Annotated in this window: 20 protein-coding genes; 14 read left to right on the forward strand and 6 right to left on the reverse strand. The window is 62.8% G+C overall.

The annotated features are described in order from the left end of the window. Positions 1-7: 7 nt before the first annotated feature. Together CYL12_RS06835 and CYL12_RS17535 are read left to right on the forward strand one after the other, a co-directional pair. On the forward strand, positions 8-1,486 hold the full coding sequence (locus CYL12_RS06835) for an MDR family MFS transporter (RefSeq protein WP_101846693.1): 1,479 nt from the start codon (positions 8-10) through the stop codon (positions 1,484-1,486). Between the two features lie 4 nt (positions 1,487-1,490). Next, the gene (locus CYL12_RS17535) at positions 1,491-2,903 is read left to right on the forward strand and encodes a recombinase family protein (protein ID WP_158297111.1); all 1,413 of its coding nucleotides are present in this window, start codon (positions 1,491-1,493) and stop codon (positions 2,901-2,903) included. Between the two features lie 59 nt (positions 2,904-2,962). On the opposite strand, the gene CYL12_RS06845 is transcribed toward CYL12_RS17535, so the two are convergent. Both CYL12_RS06845 and CYL12_RS06850 read right to left on the reverse strand, forming a co-directional pair. Beyond that, positions 2,963-3,967 (reverse strand): hypothetical protein, encoded by a 1,005-nt coding sequence (locus CYL12_RS06845; RefSeq protein WP_101846699.1) that lies wholly within the window; start codon positions 3,965-3,967, stop codon positions 2,963-2,965. 66 nt (positions 3,968-4,033) lie between these two features. Beyond that, positions 4,034-5,467, reverse strand: coding sequence for an SIR2 family protein (locus CYL12_RS06850; protein WP_158297112.1), 1,434 nt, complete (start codon positions 5,465-5,467; stop codon positions 4,034-4,036). Positions 5,468-5,908: 441 nt separating this feature from the next. On the opposite strand from CYL12_RS06850, the gene CYL12_RS06855 reads away from it, so the two are divergent. The 3 genes from CYL12_RS06855 to CYL12_RS17120 all read left to right on the forward strand — a co-directional run bounded on the left by CYL12_RS06855 (position 5,909) and on the right by CYL12_RS17120 (position 7,886). Further along, positions 5,909-6,454 carry a hypothetical protein gene (locus CYL12_RS06855; RefSeq protein ID WP_149084830.1) on the forward strand — a complete coding sequence of 182 codons (546 nt, stop codon included), beginning with the start codon at positions 5,909-5,911 and terminating at the stop codon, positions 6,452-6,454. Between the two features lie 145 nt (positions 6,455-6,599). Beyond that, entirely contained in the window at positions 6,600-7,697 is a 1,098-nt protein-coding gene (locus CYL12_RS06860; RefSeq protein ID WP_101846705.1) for a hypothetical protein, read from the forward strand. A gap of 30 nt (positions 7,698-7,727) precedes the next feature. After that, positions 7,728-7,886 carry a hypothetical protein gene (locus CYL12_RS17120; protein WP_158297113.1) on the forward strand — a complete coding sequence of 53 codons (159 nt, stop codon included), beginning with the start codon at positions 7,728-7,730 and terminating at the stop codon, positions 7,884-7,886. A gap of 48 nt (positions 7,887-7,934) precedes the next feature. On the opposite strand, the gene CYL12_RS06865 is transcribed toward CYL12_RS17120, so the two are convergent. Beyond that, positions 7,935-8,498, reverse strand: coding sequence for a recombinase family protein (locus CYL12_RS06865; RefSeq protein ID WP_101846708.1), 564 nt, complete (start codon positions 8,496-8,498; stop codon positions 7,935-7,937). A gap of 327 nt (positions 8,499-8,825) precedes the next feature. Here CYL12_RS06865 and CYL12_RS17125 point away from each other — a divergent pair, with 327 nt between their 5' ends. The 3 genes from CYL12_RS17125 (at position 8,826) to CYL12_RS06880 (ending at position 12,542) form a co-directional block, all read left to right on the forward strand. Continuing rightward, the gene (locus CYL12_RS17125) at positions 8,826-9,872 is read left to right on the forward strand and encodes a serine/threonine protein kinase (RefSeq protein WP_149084828.1); all 1,047 of its coding nucleotides are present in this window, start codon (positions 8,826-8,828) and stop codon (positions 9,870-9,872) included. After that, a complete protein-coding gene (locus tag CYL12_RS06875) occupies positions 9,865-10,470 on the forward strand; it encodes a hypothetical protein (protein WP_052674578.1) in 606 nt (201 codons plus the stop codon). Before CYL12_RS17125 ends, CYL12_RS06875 begins: the two co-directional genes overlap by 8 nt. Before the next feature lie 110 nt (positions 10,471-10,580). Next, positions 10,581-12,542 (forward strand): hypothetical protein, encoded by a 1,962-nt coding sequence (locus CYL12_RS06880; RefSeq protein WP_101846713.1) that lies wholly within the window; start codon positions 10,581-10,583, stop codon positions 12,540-12,542. 12 nt (positions 12,543-12,554) lie between these two features. On the opposite strand, the gene CYL12_RS06885 is transcribed toward CYL12_RS06880, so the two are convergent. Beyond that, the gene (locus CYL12_RS06885) at positions 12,555-12,824 is read right to left on the reverse strand and encodes a helix-turn-helix domain-containing protein (protein ID WP_200838701.1); all 270 of its coding nucleotides are present in this window, start codon (positions 12,822-12,824) and stop codon (positions 12,555-12,557) included. 162 nt (positions 12,825-12,986) lie between these two features. Between CYL12_RS06885 and CYL12_RS06890 the strand changes: the two genes are divergently transcribed. The 4 genes from CYL12_RS06890 to CYL12_RS06905 are packed head-to-tail and all read left to right on the forward strand — an operon-like array spanning position 12,987 to position 14,806. Then, positions 12,987-13,418, forward strand: coding sequence for a hypothetical protein (locus CYL12_RS06890; protein ID WP_045262780.1), 432 nt, complete (start codon positions 12,987-12,989; stop codon positions 13,416-13,418). Further along, on the forward strand, positions 13,415-14,230 hold the full coding sequence (locus CYL12_RS06895) for a metallophosphoesterase family protein (RefSeq protein WP_045262779.1): 816 nt from the start codon (positions 13,415-13,417) through the stop codon (positions 14,228-14,230). Before CYL12_RS06890 ends, CYL12_RS06895 begins: the two co-directional genes overlap by 4 nt. Then, on the forward strand, positions 14,223-14,429 hold the full coding sequence (locus CYL12_RS06900; RefSeq protein ID WP_045262778.1) for an antitoxin VbhA family protein: 207 nt from the start codon (positions 14,223-14,225) through the stop codon (positions 14,427-14,429). The genes CYL12_RS06895 and CYL12_RS06900 overlap by 8 nt, the downstream gene beginning before the upstream one ends. Then, positions 14,426-14,806: a hypothetical protein gene (locus CYL12_RS06905; protein ID WP_045262777.1), complete on the forward strand. Its 381-nt coding sequence runs from the start codon at positions 14,426-14,428 to the stop codon at positions 14,804-14,806. The genes CYL12_RS06900 and CYL12_RS06905 overlap by 4 nt, the downstream gene beginning before the upstream one ends. 7 nt (positions 14,807-14,813) lie before the next feature. On the opposite strand, the gene CYL12_RS17130 is transcribed toward CYL12_RS06905, so the two are convergent. Continuing rightward, the gene (locus tag CYL12_RS17130; RefSeq protein ID WP_158297114.1) at positions 14,814-16,172 is read right to left on the reverse strand and encodes a hypothetical protein; all 1,359 of its coding nucleotides are present in this window, start codon (positions 16,170-16,172) and stop codon (positions 14,814-14,816) included. A gap of 154 nt (positions 16,173-16,326) precedes the next feature. On the opposite strand from CYL12_RS17130, the gene CYL12_RS17135 reads away from it, so the two are divergent. Further along, on the forward strand, positions 16,327-17,265 hold the full coding sequence (locus CYL12_RS17135) for a hypothetical protein (protein ID WP_149084826.1): 939 nt from the start codon (positions 16,327-16,329) through the stop codon (positions 17,263-17,265). A 16-nt stretch (positions 17,266-17,281) separates the two neighbouring features. On the opposite strand, the gene CYL12_RS06920 is transcribed toward CYL12_RS17135, so the two are convergent. Further along, positions 17,282-17,623 (reverse strand): ArsR/SmtB family transcription factor, encoded by a 342-nt coding sequence (locus CYL12_RS06920; RefSeq protein ID WP_200838702.1) that lies wholly within the window; start codon positions 17,621-17,623, stop codon positions 17,282-17,284. Positions 17,624-17,746: 123 nt separating this feature from the next. Here CYL12_RS06920 and CYL12_RS06925 point away from each other — a divergent pair, with 123 nt between their 5' ends. Then, the gene (locus CYL12_RS06925) at positions 17,747-19,105 is read left to right on the forward strand and encodes a peptidoglycan DD-metalloendopeptidase family protein (protein WP_101848709.1); all 1,359 of its coding nucleotides are present in this window, start codon (positions 17,747-17,749) and stop codon (positions 19,103-19,105) included. The last annotated feature ends 16 nt before the right edge of the window (positions 19,106-19,121 follow it).

Raw genomic sequence — 19,121 nt, forward strand, 5'->3', positions numbered from 1 at the left:
ATCCACCTTGACCCTCCAAGACTCCTCGCCTCAGACCGGGTCCGTCCCAACTCACACCGTTTCGAAGCCCGGCCCAGTTATCGCGCTGCTCGTCGTCAGCGCGTTCGTCGTGATCCTCAACGAGACCACCATGGGTGTCGCGCTGACCGACATCATGAAGGACCTCGGGATCACCGCCGGGGTGGGTCAGTGGCTCACCACAGGATTTCTCTTAACTATGGCCGTGGTCATTCCGCTGACCGGTTTCCTTCTCAGCAGATTCACCATTCGTCAGGTCTACTTCTCTGCGATGGGCCTGTTCGCACTTGGCACACTCATCGCAGCGCTGGCGCCCGGCTTCGAGTTCCTCCTCGCTGGTCGCGTCGTGCAGGCGCTCGGCACTGGCGTGATGATGCCGCTGCTCTTCACCACGGTCCTCACAATCGTCCCCGCGAGTCATCGCGGCCGCATGATGGGTGTCATCACCATCGTCATCGCGGTCGCGCCGGCAGTCGGCCCGACCGTGTCAGGTCTGATCCTCCAGGCGCTGACCTGGCACGCGATCTTCTGGATCATGTTCCCCATCGCGCTGCTCGCCATCGGACTCGGACTGATCTGGGTTCGGAACGTCACGGAGACTAACCCTCACGCTCGATTCGACGTGCTGTCCGTGATTCTCTCGGCCCTCGGCTTCGGTGGTCTCATCTACGGACTTAGCAGCATCGGTGAAGCAGCATCGGGCCACGCCCCCGTGCCCGTGTGGATCCCGATTGTCATCGGCGCGGTCGCACTCACTGTGTTCGTGCTTCGTCAACTTCAGCTCCAGAAAGTCGACGGCGCTCTGCTTGACCTTCGAGTGTTCCAGAGCAAGTCGTTCAGCCTCGCCGTCGGACTCGTCGTCATCGTAATGAGCGCGCTGTTCGGTTCGCTCATCCTGCTTCCCATCTATCTGCAGCAAGTGCTCGGGCTCGACACTCTCGGCGTTGGGCTCATGCTGCTGCCTGGCGGCGTTCTGATGGGTGCCATCGCTCCCGTCGTGGGCAACCTCTTCGACAAGTTCGGCCCGACGCCGTTGGTCATCCCGGGCATGGCTATCGCGGCCGGTGCACTGTGGGGTATGGCGACGTTCGACCAGGGCACGAGCATCGTCTGGATCATCGCAGTGCACTTGGCATTGAACCTCGGTCTCGGCTTCGTGTTCACGCCGCTCATGACCTCGGCTCTCGGATCGCTCCCGTCGCACTTGTACCCGCACGGCTCTGCCGTCGTAGGGACGGTTCAGCAGGTCGCTGGTGCCGCGGGGACTGCGCTCTTCGTCACGCTCATGTCGGTCACGCTCGCATCTTCGCTGAGCTCTGGCGCTGACCAGGTGACGGCGACCGCGAACGGTGTCCACACCGCGTTCTTCGTTGGTGCCATCGTCGCCTCGGCTGCAGTCTTGCTGGCGCTTTTCGTTCGTAAGCCCGCGGAGCCTGCGCATGGCGAGGGCATCCCTGCGGGTCACTGAGCCCATGTCTTCCACCCGCGCGCTCGGCTACGTCCGACTCTCTCGCGACACGGAGGCATCGACCTCGCCCGAGCGTCAGCGAAAGGACATCCGCCGGCAGATCGACGCGCGCGGGTGGGACTTCGTAGACATCATCGAGGACATAGACCAGTCCGCCACTCGAAAGAGACTGGACCGGCCAGGCATACATGAGATGCGTCGCCGCATCAGCGCTGGCGAAGCGGACGTTGTCGTGGTGTCCCGGCTGGATCGCATGGCAAGGTCCGTTGCCGACATCTCCCAGCTACTCGACGAGGGCCTCGTCATCGTCTCCGCTACGGAGAACTTCGATGCTTCCACTGCGACAGGTAAAGCCATGGTCCAGATGGCGCAGGTCTTCGCGGAGCTGGAAGCGACGGCCATTGGCGAGCGAGTTCGTTCCATGCGCCGGCACCTGCCAACTGTAGGGCGTTGGCCAGGAGGACCACCGCCCTACGGTTTCACCACTGCACCTCACCCCGATACTGCGGGTCGAACGCTTGTGCACCACCCGGAGGAGTCGAAGGTCATCCGACGAGTCGTGGACGAGGTGATGAGCGGAAAGGGCATCTCAGAGGTGACGCGCGGCCTCAACTCCGACGGCATCCCGTCGCGCCGCGGGTCTCATTGGTCGCCCCCGTCTCTCTCCCGCATCCTTCGTCGCGGATCTCTTCGGGGACATGCGACGCAGGGTGGGGACGCGGTGCGAGATGACCGCGGGCTACCGGTGGTCGTATGGCCGCCTCTCGTGAGTGACGAGGAGTGGCATGCACTGTCGCGCGCTCTGAGTGGGAACATCGCAGCGCCCCGCCTTCCCGAAGGAGGACGGGTGCCGCTACTGCAACGACTGGCTATCTGCTCATCCTGTGGCATGCCGTTGACCCCCAGACATTTCGCTCACCCGACACAGCCTCCTGTCTACATGTGCCAGTCGCGGAACCGAGGCCGCACATGCGAAAGGCCCCAGACGGTGACCGCCAATCCGGCGGAAGCGGAAGCCGAACGGCAGTTCCTCGACGCGTGGGGTGACGTCGAAGTTATCGAAACTGTCAGTGAGGAGGTCGTGCCAGAGGGGCTGGACAACGTGCTCGATGCAATCAGTCAGACCCATGCCGCGATGAACCGTCCTGGAGCGGACGTGATGGAGTTGGCCGCCAGGATGGTCACGCTGGGCGAAGAGAGGGATCGCCTTACCGCTTTGCCGTCGATTTCGGCCGTGCAGCGTCGCACTGGCGAGACTTACGGTGAGGCCTGGGCGCGATCTTCCGTCGCGGAACGTCGGAAGATCATGATGGGTGCTGGTGCGTTCGTGACCGTCTACCCCGCGGCTGCTAAGGGGCATTGGAACCCTGAGCGCATCGTCGTGTCCGACGAACTCGCTGGACAGCTGGACGACTGAGCCGGATCTTTCGTCCAGCAGCACAATCATTCAGAGCCCGGGACACACGCGGCCTCGACTCAAGACCCCCAGTTCATGCTTGGCTCAACGGGGACATAGTCGGTGCGTTCTTCATCGTTGACATCTTGATAGGTAACCTTGAAGACCACCCCGAACGTTCTGCCAGCCTCTGTCGGGCGGCCGACGAAGCGCATGCCACCGATACCCTCCAGGTCACCCAGCTCCCGCTTCAAGACGAAGGTGAAGTAGATCGGGTCCGCGTCGATGACCAGGTTCTTCGCTTCAAATTCCTGAGCGCCGTTGGCGAGCATGAGGACATCTTTGCCAGGGCTCTGCCTCGGAAGACCGATCTGCCACGTGGGTTGCACAACCGGCTGGAGCGCCCTACTCGGGAGCGTTGCTGTCGAGGGCAGGTCGTCGCGATCTCCTGTGGGTTGCGCGTCCCCGTTCTGGTCAGTCCAGGACACGGTGAACGTGACTCCCTCGCGCTCGCCACGCTTGGTGGGGCGGCCCTGTATCGGTCTGCCGGTCGGATTGCCGGCTCCGTCGCCCCCGAGACGCCCCTGAATACCACCCTGCATAGCACCGTCAGCGAACTCGAACAGGTCCGGATCGGCGCGCACTACTACGTCGCTAACCCAGTAGCCCGAGTTGTGAAGGTAAATCCAATCCTCGCCAGGTTCGTATGTAACGCGCCAGCGCGGGCGTGGTGATAGCTTCCGCTCGTCCTCAACCTCTCGGCTTCGCGCGGCATACCCTGCCTCTCGGAGGCGACTACGGCCCTTGCGGGTATTGATTCTCAGACCACCGACCCACGCCAGGGCCATGCGGACAGCTCCCCACACAACGCGTCGGAGGCGCCCAAGCGCGAGGGAGAGCACGACGAAGAGAACAAGCGCCACGATGAACGCGACCAAGAAGATGAGGCCCCAGTCGACTCTCTCAGGCTTGGTGAGCGACAGGGCCACCACCGCGCCGACGACTGCCCCCATCACTGGACCAATCAGTCCCTGGATCACCAGGGCCCCAGCCGTCGACTGTCCCCATCGCACCCCGTCGTTCATTACCCCAGACTACTGACGGCGCAACAGCAAGCTCGATCCCGAGAAACCTTTGCGACGCGCGACGCATTACTCGGCGGGTGCCAGTTGGAGCTCAACCGCTTCCCATCTACCGATCCGCACACCTTTGGCTCCGATGGCCACGAACATCCGGCCAGCGAGGTTCACGCGAAACGGCGACTTACTGACGACCTTCTTCAGGGTCTTCGCTGTATGGAAGTCGTCAGCACCGGCGAAGGACGGCATTCGCGCTCCGACAGTGACATGGGGAGGGGTGGAGGCGTTACCCACAGCGACAAGATCGATGTCCACGCCGTTGTTCCCCTCCTCGACAGAGCGCAGCATGAACGTGGCCGGCTCATCTCTCGTTCCGCGAAGACTGACGCTCGCGATGAGGGGTTCGTCTTCATAGTCGGCGAGGGCGTCGAAAACGCCCGGGTAGCGCTGCAACAAACGGTCCCGGATGTAAGCAGGAATGGCTCGATCTCCGTTCCAGGTCTTGTTGACCTGGAACCCGAGCGTTGTCGCACGGCCCAGGGGCGAAGTTGCGGCCTGGGGCTCTCCTATGTCTCGATTGACGATGTCAACCGGAGTGCCCTTCGGCGTCATCCGGAGAAGTTCCGCAGTGATGCGGTCTCCCGCCGGCAATGAATACCCGAGGATCGTCAATCGGGATGCATTGGCGACCGCGTCGTGAGCGGTCCGCCACAGCATGTGCGCGATGTTCACGTTGTAGTAGCTGTCTTTGCTGAGCACCGGAGGAATCAGGAATCGATCCAACGTCTTGATGCCGGACAATTCCGGAGTGGTGCTCGTTGCCCGACCGAAGGTCGGTAGGGCGCGATCCTGGACGACCGTGGATCCGTCGCCTGAAGACCAGTACCAGGAAAGTGATCCGTGGAGCTTGAGCAGCTGGAATGAGCTGTCGTCGGCAGCTATCGCATCTTGCCAGCCGCCCGATCCGCTCGACCTAGGCGCGGGGTAGACGATCTGCTTCCCGTCCAACTCGTAAGAGACACCGTTGTCGTAGTGAGGCTTCACGACGCCTAGCGCACCGAACGCACTTTCTACGAGCGTGTCGTAGTTGAAGGTGATAACGACCGCTTGCTCCGCATGCCAGATAGCGACCAGCTGCAGAAGCCAGAGCGGTGGGGCGGAGCCCGTCACCGTCTCTAGAAATCCATCCAGAACGTCAGCGATTGCTGCCGTCAGTGCCTCAGCTTCCGCGCGTCGGCGAGTGTTCTCGTGGGCCTGAAGAAAGGGCAACGCGGTAGACAGCACCGTGAGGCGTTCCTCGAATGAGACCTGCTGCCCCATCGACCAGTTGAGGCCGAGGCGCTCACGGAGGGCATTCCCGAGGTCGTCGGTGAGGGGCATCAGGTCACTGATTGCTCGCGAGAATCCCGCACCGAGAACGTACACCGGTCGCCGCGGGGTGCGAAGCTCCGTGGGGGCCAGCGCATCGAGACCGTCGGACTCGGATTCCGGTTCATGGGTGCTCATGAAGTCCACGCTAGCGCCGGAGGTCGGTGACGGTCCCAGCACGGCCGCTTCCCTATGCTTTCGAGCGTGGATTGCACTTGAGGCCTCCAAGATAAGCCCCCGCCGCTCCCACGCGGCGGGGTTCGAGCCGGTTCCCCACCGGCCTGAAGGGGCCCGCGTTCCCTTCCCCGTGTTCATGCGCGGTCTCTTACGGCAGGCGTGACATCCGAGGTGACGAAGTGACGAAGTGACGGTTTCTTAGGTTTCAGCCATTCCTCTCTATAAGCGAGATCTCTCCCTAGAGAGGTAATGCCATGAAGCTCGGAAATCGTCACTTCGTCACTCCGTCACCCGAGTCAGAGAAAGATCCATCGAATCTGAGCAGTTCGGGCGCTACCCGGCGAAGTACCCACTACCGCAACGCAGACACTGTCTGCACTGCACTCAAGAGAGTAGGTACACGTGACCGATCCCGAATCTCCCACCGACAGCGCACCCAACGCAGTCCTCCGTGGGTGTGACCACACCCGACGAACGGCGAAGCAGACGCTGCTGGCGCTCTACCCCGAAATGTTCCGAAACGAGCGCCAGACCCCTGCAGGCACGCAGACTCGCACGGCGGCGGACACAGCCAACCCACCACTCCACGGGCGACCCGACGCCCCCGGTCTCTACGACCTGTACACGTCCCCCGACGAGGGCGCGTATTGGGCAGCTCGCCTGGCGCTGTCCACCGACGGTGCATGGAAGATCGACGAACCAGCCCTCACCCCGCCCTTCAAGACAGGCGCCAGCGGAGATACCCACCCCGATGACGCACGCACCGGCTTCAGGGATCGTGTGCGAGATCTGGTGCGTGAATCGCGCGACAGTGACGACCTCCTCATCGCGCTCGACATCCTCTTGGGCGACGACTGCTACCTGCGGCCGGCGACTCCTCACCCGGTGCCACCCTGCTGCACGACACATGGGATCGTCGGACGCCGGTCTTCGAGCAAGCATGACTGAGATTGACCTCGCCGCCTTGCGGTCTCGGACACCGCTGCATCCTCGTCGTACTGCGCGCCGCGGAGATCCCTATGAACTATGGCGCGGACGCGCTCTCGGCCATTGGGCCCTCGCCGAGGGCGAGCACGCGCCTTCGTGGCTTCGGATGCGGAAAGACGAGGCACGCGAGCGCGTGCTGGCTCCCCACAACCGTGAGCGCATTCTCCGCGTGATGGCGGTTCTGGATCAGTGGCGGACTGCGACCGTCGAACAGGTGGAGGCGCTCGCTGACGTCGAAGGGCTATCTCGCGGTCGCACGAGCCTCGTAAGCGCGCTGTGGAATGCGGGTCTGGTCGACGTGGGTCGCTGGGGTCACACCTGGGGACAAGTCCCGCCGCGGGAACAGCTCCTCCTGCGACCTGCCGGTGACTCCGGAGCGGTGCAGGATCTAGCGTCCGTGCTCGGGTGGGCCGATTGGTTCTCTGTCACCGCCGGTCTCGGTTTCGATGCCTCCCGTCAGTATGCGCGCCACAACGTGCTCGCCACGGAGTTCGGTCTGAGGATGGCCGAGCACGGACAGGTAGGTATGGTGCTCGGAGAGAAGCTTTCCTCCTGGGAACTGCTCGTAAGGCCCGTACCGGGCGCGCCGGATCTTCCGCGTGGCGGACAGTCAGCGGCCGACCTCACCCTCATCCGCCCTGACGGGCTGCGAGTGCTAGTGGAGATCACCGCTACCACCTCTGGCATGGACGCGAAGGTCCGACGCCTCGCCAAACTGCTTCACCAGCGGCCAATGGCCTGGACCGGTCTGACGGCGGTCTTCGTCATCGTTCCGCGACACGACAAGCCCGACAGCACACGCGCCGACCTCAGGGTCGTGACCCGCGCTATTGAGCGCGCGGTTCGTTCTTTCCCCGGAATGGCCGGTGACCCGACCGCGGCCAAGATCGGCGTCGTCACGTGGCGGGCGCTCTTCCCCCGAAACGGTACTGCTCGCCAGGACTTCGGAACGCTGCCGACGATGGTAGCGACCGGCCCACCAAGCGCGCGGTGGCAGACGTCGCGACTGCTTGATCCGGCGACGTTTCCTTTCCAACCGAAAGATCCTGAAAGCATCCAAGCGGTGCTGCGGAACACCATCACCTTGAGGGGCATCCCGGCATCGCTGCGTCCCCACGGCACAGAACTCCCCACAGGAGGAGGGAAGGTGAAGCTGCGCAAGCGGCACGATCCGTCCCTCGCGCGGCTCATGCTTATGGGCTGAGCCTTCACCACCAACGAAAGTCGAGACAGCATGACGAAGTACCGCGACGCTTACTGGGACCGCCTCGAAGCTCTCGAAGCAATCGAGCGCACGCGAGAGCAGGAGGAGTTCTACCAGGAGTACCGCCTCAAGGCGCTGGCGCTGCCCCCAGATGACCGCAACCTTCCGCGAGCTCCCGCAGCCGCCTGAGCCGAAGGCCCCTCCCCGCTTGGGGCGGGGAGGGGCCTTCCCGCGCGCTCAGTCTCCTCGAGTCACTCGGATCACCGTTGTCTTGGACGTGCCGAGCGCGCGTGCGATGGCGTTGTACGATTCCCCGCTGGCACGGAGTTGTCTGGCGAGTGCCTGCTGGTCCGGAGTAAGGGAGCTGGGACGCCCGAGGTGCTGACCCCGAGCACGCGCCGCGGCAATACCTTCCCTCGAGCGTTCCGCGATAACGGAGCGCTCGAGGCTTGCCACCCCAGCCATGATGGTCAGCACGAGCTTCCCGGACGGGCCCGACGTGGTGATCCCGTCGGAGAGAGAACGAAGGGTGATTCCTCGCTCGTCTAGCAATTCGACAGTCCGCAGCACGCTGGCGGCGGAACGTCCTAGACGGTCGAGTCGAAAGATCAGAAGCTCGTCGCCGGGCCTCGCAGCGTCGACGAGTCGAGTGAACCCTGGACGCTCCATCGGATCGACGGTGCCGCTGCATGTGTCTTCGTACAAGCGGTCGTACCCTGCAGTGTCGAGGACGGAGCGCTGAGAGTCGTGGCGCTGGCCAGTTGTGGAGATTCGGGCGTAGGCGAAGGTGAGGGAGCTCATACCAAGACCATGCGCGGTGCAGGTCGGAAAGTCATGCCATCTGTACCGTCCGCGATGGGCGCGGGATTCCCGCGGGCAGTCCGGTCCAGAACTCCGGTCCACTCCGTGATCTTCGACGACCGAGTTTCGTACCACGACGCCCCGTCCACGCCTACCAGATCTCCGCCAGGCTCATTCCACACAGCGGGACGCAACGAATTGGCGCACCACACAATAGCGGCGCCGCGAGCGGTCACGGATCGGGGCGGAACATGACCACCTGCCGTCGGAACATGCGCGGGAATGGGTTATGGATATGCTGACGCTACAGACAGGCGGGGGGGGCGAGTGTCAAGTCAGATTGCGGTGCTCGGAGCCGGCGACGTCGATTTCCGGTTCCTTGAGGTTCGGTTCTCGGGCCCGGCCGGCGCTCGCGACGCGTTCGAACGACTCGTTGCGGACATCGTGGGCATCGTTCATCCCGACGTTCAAGAGATCCAGGCGAATCCGGGCGACTGGGGCATCGACGCCTTCGTAGGGGACTTGGGCGAGGCTGGTGAAGTTCACGTCTGGCAGTCGAAGTACTTCATCAACGGTTTCGGACCATCGCAGCAGAGTGAAGTGCGGGAGTCGTACAAGTCCGCGCAAAAGGCAGCACACGAGCATGGCTACAGGATTGCGTCGTGGACTCTGTGCGTCCCGTGCGAACTCGACGGTCCAATGCTCAAGTGGTGGAACGGGTGGAAGAAGCGCACGGCGAAAGTGGATGACCTAACCATCGAACTGGAGTCGGGCGGGCGCCTCCGGCGGCGACTCCAGGCCACTGCTGGTGAGGACGTGCGCCGGTTCTACTTCTCTCCTGTCTTTGCGGTGCCCGAACGCTCCGAGGACGAAGTGGAACGCGGGCTCGAGGAACTTGTCGATGAGTCGAAGTATGACGGCGCCCTCTTCGTGCGCCAGTTGGATGAAGCCGGGCTACCTGAAACCCGCTCAGCGAGGGAAGCGTTCTTCAACGCTGAAATCCTCGAACGCGAGGTCACAGACAAGGGTCTTTCGACCGAAGTCTCCGCCCTATCGACGTGGCGAGTTGCCGTGTCGTCGACGTGGTCGGTCGCATTCAACACTGCATGTCAGACGTCGCCCGAGCGACGGTTTCCTCGGCTGTATGGAGAAGTGCTTGCCGGGATCGAAGCCAGTCATGTGCGCGAAGCGGCGAGCCTGCGCGCACATGTGATTCACGGCGTTGGCCTGCTTCATCAGGCTGTGGACAACGGACGCGCTGGATGGGTTCGGGATTGGCGAGAAGTCGCGCAGGACCACCGATCTCGCACCTCCCTGTCGAAGCCAGCGACCGGGCGCGAAGTCGATGATGAGACGGAGAACACTGATGACTAGTTCGACCGCGTTCATGGATAACGCCGCATCCACGCTCAGGGCTGAATCCGTCCCGGCCTTCCGCATGGCGCAGCTCCTTCTCGTCCTCGATGGCGTTCAGCCTCCACTGAATCGAGTCGACCTCGAGCGCCTTTCCATCATCGAATTTCTCTCGGCCAATCCGTTCCTTGTGGTGGGCGACGACTCGCCGGAAGCAAACGAACTTCGCCTTCAAGGGTTTGGGCGCCACTCCATCACATACGCCTCCCCTAGTCAGCGGTTTGTCTCCCGTCGCGAGCGAGTAGCGTCTGATGTCGCTCAGTTGGTCTCCCTTGGACTTGTTCGACTGTTCGTCGCTGACAGGCAACGAGTTTTCTCCCTCACTGAGCTTGGCGAACAGTCAGCCGAGCGACTCTGCTCGGTCTATGCGGATGCGTATCGGCTTAGCGTGGCCACTGTGGGCCCCTTGGTGATGCGGCTCTCGGCTCAAAGGATGCGCCAACGCCTCGAGACCTGGCTCCGGGTCGACCCGATGCTTTTCGACCTCATCGACGCCCCCACATACCACGAGTTCGAGGCGGAGACTTCCGGCCTCGCATCACGCGACATGCTCTTCTAGGACCACTACCAATGACTGCCACTCGCCCTGCATTCAACGTCCGCGGCCTCCGTCTGGTCGGGCCAAACCACTCATATCGAGTCAACTTCACCGACCGGAATGATGCCGACGTGATCCGTCAGCTTTCGATAATCGCCGGCGAGATCAGCACTGGAAAGACTTCGGTGCTCGAGTTCATCGACTGGTGTCTCGGTGCGAAGGAGCACCCTGAACACGACGAGATCATGGCGAACGTACGCTCGGCTCAGCTCGCCATCGACGTGGCAGACGCGCGATCTACCGGAGACACCGCGAGTCGATACGTTATCGAGCGAGCTCTCGGGTCGAAGAAGACTGCCGCTTACCTCTACACCGGCGATTTGGACAGCATGTCTGGAACCCCGGTGAGGTCGTTCACTTCAGACCCCGCGGATACCGACTCTCTGTCGCACTACCTACTTCAGTTGTGCGGCCTCGCCGGTTTGCGCTTGGACGAAGCACCAACGCAAACGGATTCGAAGACAAGCGTGCTGAGCTTCCGGGATCTACAACCCCTGTGGTTCCTGTCGAACCGACGGCTTGACAACGGTGACCTCACTTACCACAACCAAACCGCGCGCTCCATCAAGCTGAATCAGGTCGTTAACTTCTTCTTCGGAGTATCCGATAACCAGCAGTCCTCGTTGTCGCGTGCGGTAGAAGAGCTCGGAGCTGAGGAACGCGAACTGTCGCGCGCCGTCCAGACCCTTCGCACCTTCATGACGGACGCGGGCTTCACGACGCTCGAGGAAATCACTGCCGAGTCGGACCGGCTAGGGACACGGGTCGCTGAGCTCAACGCCAAGAGGCGGAGCATCGACGCCGACATCTCCGCCCGCGGCGACTTCACGACCGAGCTTCGCGCGGCGTTCGCGCGGAGCACGAATCACGCTCGGAGAATCCAGACTGAGCTGCGTGACCGAGAGACTCTGACGCTGCGGCTCGAACCGCTCCGTGCTCAGTATGCGGACGAGATCCGCCGACTCGACCTTGTTGCGGAGTCTGTCAGCCTCTTTGACTCCCTGACCGTCGTTACATGTCCCGCGTGCCAAAGCCACTTGAAAACGTCACCGACCGTCGTCGGTGACCGATGCTCGCTGTGCCACTCGGACTTGACCTCGGATGACACCCCGCAAGATGAAGCTCCCGACCTTTCGACCGAACGACGCAACCTCGTCCGCCGGCTGAATCAGCTACTCGCATTCTCGCAGGAGGTGAGGGCAGAAGGTGACGAGCTTCGTCGCAAGCTGAGTGCGGCAAATGATGAGGTCCAGGAGGCTCAGTCTGCTCTAGACAGCGTCTCGCGCCAAGTCGTGTCCCCGTTCCTCGCACAACGTGACGAGATACAGAAAACGCTCGGCGATGCTCGGGTAGACCTCAAGACTGCGCTTCGGGCACGCCAGATGCTGCTCCAGCTACAGCAGAAGGAAGTGGAGCTGCTGAAGACTTCAGCAGCTCTCAAGGAAGCACGGTCGAGGAAGGCTGAGTACCTAAAGCGAGCCACCCCGCGGGATACGATTCTGGCTAGGGTCGGTGACCGGATTCATGAGATCCTTCGAGACTTTGACTATCCGAAGGTCGATCTCGTTCGGGTTGACAGGAACCTCGTCCCCTATGTGCGTCGCCGACGCTATGACCGAGTCGGCTCATCTGGGGCGATGACTCTCATCGCCCTTGCGTGGGAGCTCGCACTCTTCGAGCTCGCGTTCGAGCAGGGAATGGGACATCCCGGCTTTCTCATTATCGACAGCCCGCAGAAAAATCTGGTCCCAGGGTCAGTCGTCACCACCGCGCCTGAGACGCCCAGTAGCTCCGACAGTGAGGGCGAAGAGCTCGGACGCCTCATCACGACGCGAAGCAGACACATCGTCGAGAACATCTACATGCATGTCTCGGACTGGGTTTTGAAGCACCCCGGCGCTCAGATCATTCTTGTCGACAACCAGCCGCCGTCGGTCGCTTCTCAACACACCGTCGTGCGGTACTCGCAGAATCCTGACTACCCGCCATATGGCCTTATCGAGAACGAAGACGGACGCGACCAAGACCGGTAGCGACTCGCTTCCTCAGCGAGCCGTCACGTCCGGGTGGTTCGCCGGCACCAACTCCTGAAGCGACACCTCAAAGATCTGCGCCAAGGCTAGGAGCGTTCGCAACGTGGGGTTTGAGGGCGCACCGGACTGCGCTTCGCCACGCTCGTAGCGCTGATACGTGAATCTAGCTAGACCCGCACGAAAGGCGACCGCTTCTTGCGACAAGCCTTTCGAGACGCGCAGACGACGGATCTGAAGACCAAGCTCTGCGGCGAACTTCTGCCACTCGTCGTCAGCACTCACGTCCGTCCTCATCACTCTCCAACGATCCGATGAAGGCGCTGACCCATGGATATGTCTATGTGGCAGAATCGGTCACCACGACGCATCAACCGACGGCCGACGCCTCGCGTTTGACGATCTGCATGTGCGGCGCTGTGCATAGACCCCGGGGCGGCTCGATGCATGCCCTTCAGCCCCGAGTCTGGAGTGAATGTGACAGATCTGACACCAACCTGGTGGATCGCCACCGATGTCGAGGCGCCCCGCGAGTGGCAGGACGCATTCGAAGCGCTCACCGAGGAGAAGCGCGCAGACCATCTCGGTCTTGCCGCGGGCATCTTCGTCGCCACTGTGCGGCGAAGAACCGGCGGCGGACCCACGTTCAAGGAGCTGTTCGCTGCTCTCTTCAACGACAAGCCTCTGCACCCTGAGTGGCCCGCTGGCCTGAACTATGTCACTCGCACCGCGATTCTTCACGCGTTTCGCCTCCACGTAGCGATTCAGTGGAAACGGGGCGGATGGATCAGCTGGGACAAAGATGTTGAGCGCAGTCTCCGGGTTGGCCCGACATTCCGCGAGCGCGCTCGTGCCCACCAGGCTGCGAGGACTCAGTGAGAGCACTTGAACGCGCGTCGACCATCGATCTCCCGGATCAGCGCGTGGCGGTGTGCGGGGACTGGCACGGCAACGTCGGCTGGGTCAGGACGCTCTCTCGTATCCTGCCGGCGCTGGCACCGGACGTGACGACGATCCTGCAGCTCGGTGACTGGTGGATCGATCCCGATGCCGTCGATGAGGCACTCGCTGACACGAACATCGACCGCATCTATGTGACGCTCGGCAACCACGAACCGTGGTCGGACGTCACGCCGCTCCTCGACGAGCAGCCTAGTTCAGCCGTCCGAGTCTCGAAGCTCACCTGGCTCCTGGCAAGGCCCGCCAGGCTCACCATTGGCGGACGGTCGGTGCTGTCGCTCGGCGGTGCAGCCTCCGTCGACAGGCTTTGGCGACGAGAAGGCGCCGGATGGTGGCCCGATGAGCGCATCGATGACTCTCATGTGGCCGCGGCCATCGCTGGTGGTCCCGCTGATCTGATGCTGACGCACGAGTCCCCTGCCCGCACGCCCGTTCGCGCCGTACAAGAGGTGCTGCGGTCCAACCCGATGGGATTCCCTGACGAAACGCTCGCAGAGTCCGCACAGTCACGCGAGCGGGTTGCCAAAGTCTGGGACGCCATCCGACCAGGACTGCTGATGCATGGTCATATGCATGTTGCTGGCGGCGGCGCGACCGACGACGGGCGCCGCGTGGCGAGCTTCGGACGAGACACGATGCAGGGCAGCCTCGCGTTCCTCGACCTGCGGACGCTGCGCCTAGAGGTCCCCACGGTCCAGCAGATGAGAGAGGCGGCATTCCCCGTTGGGTAACGATGACCACGTCCGTACGCGAGAGGAGCGGCTGAACGGAGTCCTCGAAGCGTTCCACTCCTGCCGCCTCGACGGCCTCGCTCCGACACGTGATGCGATCCGCGACGCCTGGAACTACATCGAGGGCCGCCGCACCCTCGACGAGATCATCGAAGACGTTCGTCGCCGCCACACCCGGAAACCCGAGAAGGAGCCGTGACCGAGGAGGAACCGAACCCCTGGGCTGAGATCGTCGGTCCGTGCTACACGGTGACCAGCATGGCCCGCACCCTCGGACGGACGGAGGCTGAGGTCATGGAGGCTGGGAACGATCTCAGCCTCCTCATGTTGCGCACCGAAGACGGCGTCTACCTCTTCCCCGTCTTTCAACTGCACGACGGCGAGGTGGTTCCAGGTCTGCGGGAGGTTCTTCTCACCCTCCAGACCGGCGTAAGCGACTCCTGGACATGGGCGCAGTGGTTGAACGTCTCGTTGCCCGAAGCGGATCCGCCCCGCAACATCACGCGGCTTATCGAGGGGCGCCTTGATGAAGCGCTACGGGACGCGCGACACGACGCTTGGTCATGGAGTAACTGATCCGAGATCATCCTTGCGGGAGCACCAAGCTCGTGGTGCTGGTGACGAGATGTCCGGCAGGAGAAGATTGCTCCCGCATGCCGGCTCGCTCGCTAACGTGCGCCGCACCCGGTAAGGCCTCGGGCGGAAGCGGGTAGAGCGCCCCGGGGTTGTGGAAGACAGTGGTGCCATCAATCCAGCGTTCCTCATATCCCTCACCCACCTGCTGACTGAATGGCACAACCTCGCCCGAGTTGTCTTCCGCGTAACGAGAACCGCGATGGAACGCCAACAGCGATGACTCCCCCATCCCCGCCGCGATGCCCATGCGATTGAACTTGCTGAGTGTCCCTGCTGCATTGAAGATCACGGCACTGATCCGCTCCGAATCAGGCAACTTAAAGAAACCGGACTCAAGCTCCTTCGTGCCCCATTTAAGTGTTCCGACGGGGACCTCGACCTGGCGGACGACTCCATCCCGCTCCACATCTTCGATGCGCACACCGTAGAGGTATTCGTACAGCGCGGGCTGGCTCCACGTCATCGACAGGTCCTGATGAAAGTCTTGCACAGCAATCACGAAGGGTATCTTCCGCGCTCCGGTTCGCTCCCAGTAGCGCTTTCTGAGCTTTGCAACAAGCGGGCCGGAGAAGCGAGTCGGCAGGTAGTTGTGCGCATAGTCAAAAAGCTCGTCAGCCGTCTCCGGCGGAACGGGCACGTTGTGCACTGGCGGCGGGTTCGCGGTCGTTGCCTCGACGTAGAAATCTCCGAACACACCTCGTGCAAGGAAGTCTGGCGCGGGCTTGGGCTGTTCGACTCGTAGACCCGCCTCACGCATCAGCGCCCATACATATAGTTCCCACACCCTGGCATCGAAGGCCGTGGTCTGAAACTGCTCGACGAAAGTTCCATCTTGGTTCTCGTACCAACGCATGGCGACCTCTATGAGGCGACGCGCAGCGACGGCACTCGTCTGATCTCGTAGGTACTTGAATCGAACGTGCAAGCGATCCTCGTTCGAAGCCACTCTGAAGAAGTTCTCGGAAGGCCTCTCATCGCCTTGAGTGCGTGAGTTGTCGTAGTCCGCGTGAACATTCGCCATAGCTTCCGCAGTCGCATTCACCGCGGCACGTACATCTGCGTGTGGGCCTAGCAACCTGACTCCCCGATAGCGTCCAGAGAGGTCGGGAGCGAGCACGCAACTGTGGAGCTCGCGGTCGGTCAAGTCAACGAATAATACGCCGAGCACCTTAGCGGGTCGGATCTCCAGCCACGCAACTTCCTTGGTCGGCGCAAGTGGGCCCGCCCCCCGGGCCCAGACCACGAAAGCGTTGAATCGCTGTTCGCTGATCTCCGAGATCTCGACAGGTGTGTCGTTCGTATTCACCGTCTGCCTCCTCCGCCACCTGCGACCAGAGTAGCGATGCACCCTGCTCGCCAGCCCGAAGTTGCACTGCCCCGCCTCAAGGCGTCGCCGGCAACGCGAACCATAGCCCGGCTGAAGCGGGCCGCGCCGGCCGCAGTCTCGATACGCTCGCTCCATGTATTCGTTCCGCGTACCGCTGCATGTAGGAAACAGCAATCCGGACACCGCCGAGAGTCGACTCTCGCTATCAGAGTCGAACAGCGAGAGCATCTGGCTCCAGTCGAATGGGCCGCTCGCGGACGCCGAGAGAGCGGCGTTTTGCGGATCCGGCTACCCGACCGCTGAAATAGCGGAGCAACGGGCCAATGAACTTCTTCCGGCGCTGCGGCTCACTTCTTTACGCACAGGAATCTACTTCGACTTCTTGTCCCGCGAGGCATCCGCTGGGATGTCTGAGACCGCGCTGCGCGACCTCAATGAGGCTCTCCCGACAGGAGTTCGCGCTGCCCGCTTTCGCCCGGGGGTCACGGTGCACCTGACATCGGAGGACATCGTCGTGCCTCGACTGAGCGCAACAGTTCGCGCTCATACGCCCGCGCAGACCGTGGGCGCGACGTTCCAGCGCGCGATGCGCTCCGCGACCGCCTCACCGCACGGTTCTCTGGCATTCGACCTATATGTTGCCAGTTGGCGAATGCCCACGGATGACGCCCGTCTTCTCATGCTCACGTCCGCCGCCGAAGCCATGGTCGTCCGCAAGAAGGTCTCTAGTGAGGAACGAATCGCTCTTCGCCGACTTGCCGCCGTAGTCCGAGCCGATCAGACGCTGTCACCTATCAGTAAGAAGTCGTTGGAGAATCGGATCGGATCGTTGCACAAGGAGAGCATCAGCTCTGCGAGCGCCCGACTCGCAGACCGTTTGAACCCGCGCACCTTCTTGGATCGAACGGCGCGTGATTTCTTCAGCTATGCGTACGACGTCCGAAGTCGTCTCGTGCATGGCGACGTCCCTCCTTCAAGCTCGGAGGTCGCGCTCGTGCTAGGCGCTCTCGGCGAGTTCGTACGAGAGCTCATAGAACTGGAGCTGTCGTCTCTCGAGACGGCACGTCCCTAACCAGAGAGCGAGCCGGCTACTTGTCCTGTGGACTGGTCTCGACACCGGTCGGGAGGTACGCCACGTGGCCAAGCACGCCATCAAGCAGAGCCATGACGTGGTCGTCGTACAAGTCGTAGCGGACGTTGCGCCCGTCGCGATTTCCTGACACGAGGCCGAGCTCGCGCATCAGCCGTAGGTGGTTCGACACGGCTGTCTGACCAGCTCCCACAGCTTCGCAGAGCTGGGTGACGGTCAGCGACGATTGTCGCAGCGCGGTGAGGATCCGCAGCCGCACCGGAGAGGAGAGGCCGTGCATGACTTCCGCCAGCCGAACGGCTGCGCTCGACGGCAACATCGTCGCCGCATCGAAGTGCATGTCTCGCGTCACCATAGTGAGTCTACGACGACGACACTCTCTCCGAATTGACGATACATCACGAATTCGTGATGTAACTTGAAGGCGATATCCCAGCGATGAGGAGCCAAACGCGTGAGTCCGATACGCCCGACAGCCGCTGATCTCGCTTCCGCGTCGGCTGCTGATGACTGCGGCTGTGCCCCGAAACCCGCCGAGAGGGATCGACTGTGGAAGCGCCCAATCAATCGCCGCGGCGTCTTCGAGCTCGGCGCCTTGAGCGTGGTGGCGCTCGCAGCGTTCGGGGTCGGATCCGGCGTTTCCATCGCACATGCCGCAACGTACCCGTCGTGGGACGACGTTCAGCGCGCCAAGGGCAACGAGGCAGCGAAGGGTGTCGAAGTTCAACGCATCCAAGGCCTCATTCAGTCGCTGACGCAGAAGGTCGCTGACACCGAGGCCGCAGCACTGCTCGCATCCGACGAGTTCTACGCAGCGCAGCAACAGTACTTCGAGGCGATCCGGGTCGCAGACGACCTGCAGGCGCAAGCCGACGAACAGACCCTCATCGCTGAGGAGGCGTCGAGGAAAGCCGGACAGCTGGCGGCGCAGCTCTATCGCAACGGTGGCGACGACACCACGCTGCAGCTGTTCTTCGCAGGCTCTGCAGCCGAATCGGATGAGCTGCTGTCGCGATTGGGAACGCTCGACAAGTTCATGCAGCACAACCGCGCGGTCTACGACGAAGCAATCTCGTCGAAGAACGCGGCACAGTCGCTCACAGATCAGGCGGTCGTCGCTCGAGACGAGCGCGACCGACTGCAGCAGGTCGCGGAGCAGAAGATGACAGCAGCGCAGGAAGCCGCAGACGCCGCACAGGCTGCGCTCGACGAGCAGACCACCTACCTCGAGACGCTGAAGGCACAGCTCGCGGCGCTTCAGGACACGACCGCGCAAACGGTTGCCGCTTACCAGGCCGGCGTCGCAGCGCGTGCCGCGGAGGAGAAGGCTCGTCGGGAGAGAGAAGCCGCCGAAGCCGCGGCGAACAGCGGCGGCAACGGGGGCGGAGGGGGCCAGGCCGGTAGCGGAGGGTGGGTTCGACCGCACGGTGGCGCACGCAGCTCGAGCTACGGTCCACGGACCCCGATCTGCGGGCCCCAGGGCTGCTCATCGAGCTACCACTACGGCGCAGACCTGGCGAACGGATGCGGTGCGGCGATCTACGCCGCGAACTCGGGAACAGTCGACTATGCCGGAGCCAACGGGAACTACGGCAACTACGTCCGTATTCAGCACGGTGGCGGCGTGAGCTCGGGCTATGCACACATCAAGCCGGGCGGAATCGCCGTTCGTCGCGGTCAGTGGGTCGAGTCGGGACAGGTCATCGCATACGCGGGCAACACCGGGCGATCCTTCGGGTGCCATCTGCACTTCGAGGTGTACCTCAACGGTGGCTACACCAACCCGGTGCGTTTCATGGAGGACCGCGGCGTCTACGTGTGAGATAGCGCCGCGGCCC

Origin of the sequence: Zhihengliuella sp. ISTPL4 (assembly GCF_002848265.1) — a bacterium.
Taxonomy (GTDB): Bacteria; Actinomycetota; Actinomycetes; order Actinomycetales; family Microbacteriaceae; genus Microbacterium.

Excerpts from the sequence above, each read along its gene's own strand:
- CYL12_RS17535 (WP_158297111.1), top strand. The coding sequence starts at position 1,491 with ATGTCTTCCACCCGCGCGCTCGGCTACGTCCGACTCTCTCGCGACACG.
- CYL12_RS06845 (WP_101846699.1), bottom strand. The coding sequence starts at position 3,967 with ATGAACGACGGGGTGCGATGGGGACAGTCGACGGCTGGGGCCCTGGTG.
- CYL12_RS06850 (WP_158297112.1), bottom strand. The coding sequence starts at position 5,467 with ATGAGCACCCATGAACCGGAATCCGAGTCCGACGGTCTCGATGCGCTG.
- CYL12_RS06860 (WP_101846705.1), top strand. The coding sequence starts at position 6,600 with ATGCGGAAAGACGAGGCACGCGAGCGCGTGCTGGCTCCCCACAACCGT.
- CYL12_RS17120 (WP_158297113.1), top strand. The coding sequence starts at position 7,728 with ATGACGAAGTACCGCGACGCTTACTGGGACCGCCTCGAAGCTCTCGAA.
- CYL12_RS06865 (WP_101846708.1), bottom strand. The coding sequence starts at position 8,498 with ATGAGCTCCCTCACCTTCGCCTACGCCCGAATCTCCACAACTGGCCAG.
- CYL12_RS06875 (WP_052674578.1), top strand. The coding sequence starts at position 9,865 with ATGACTAGTTCGACCGCGTTCATGGATAACGCCGCATCCACGCTCAGG.
- CYL12_RS06890 (WP_045262780.1), top strand. The coding sequence starts at position 12,987 with ATGCCCTTCAGCCCCGAGTCTGGAGTGAATGTGACAGATCTGACACCA.
- CYL12_RS17135 (WP_149084826.1), top strand. The coding sequence starts at position 16,327 with ATGTATTCGTTCCGCGTACCGCTGCATGTAGGAAACAGCAATCCGGAC.
- CYL12_RS06920 (WP_200838702.1), bottom strand. The coding sequence starts at position 17,623 with ATGCACTTCGATGCGGCGACGATGTTGCCGTCGAGCGCAGCCGTTCGG.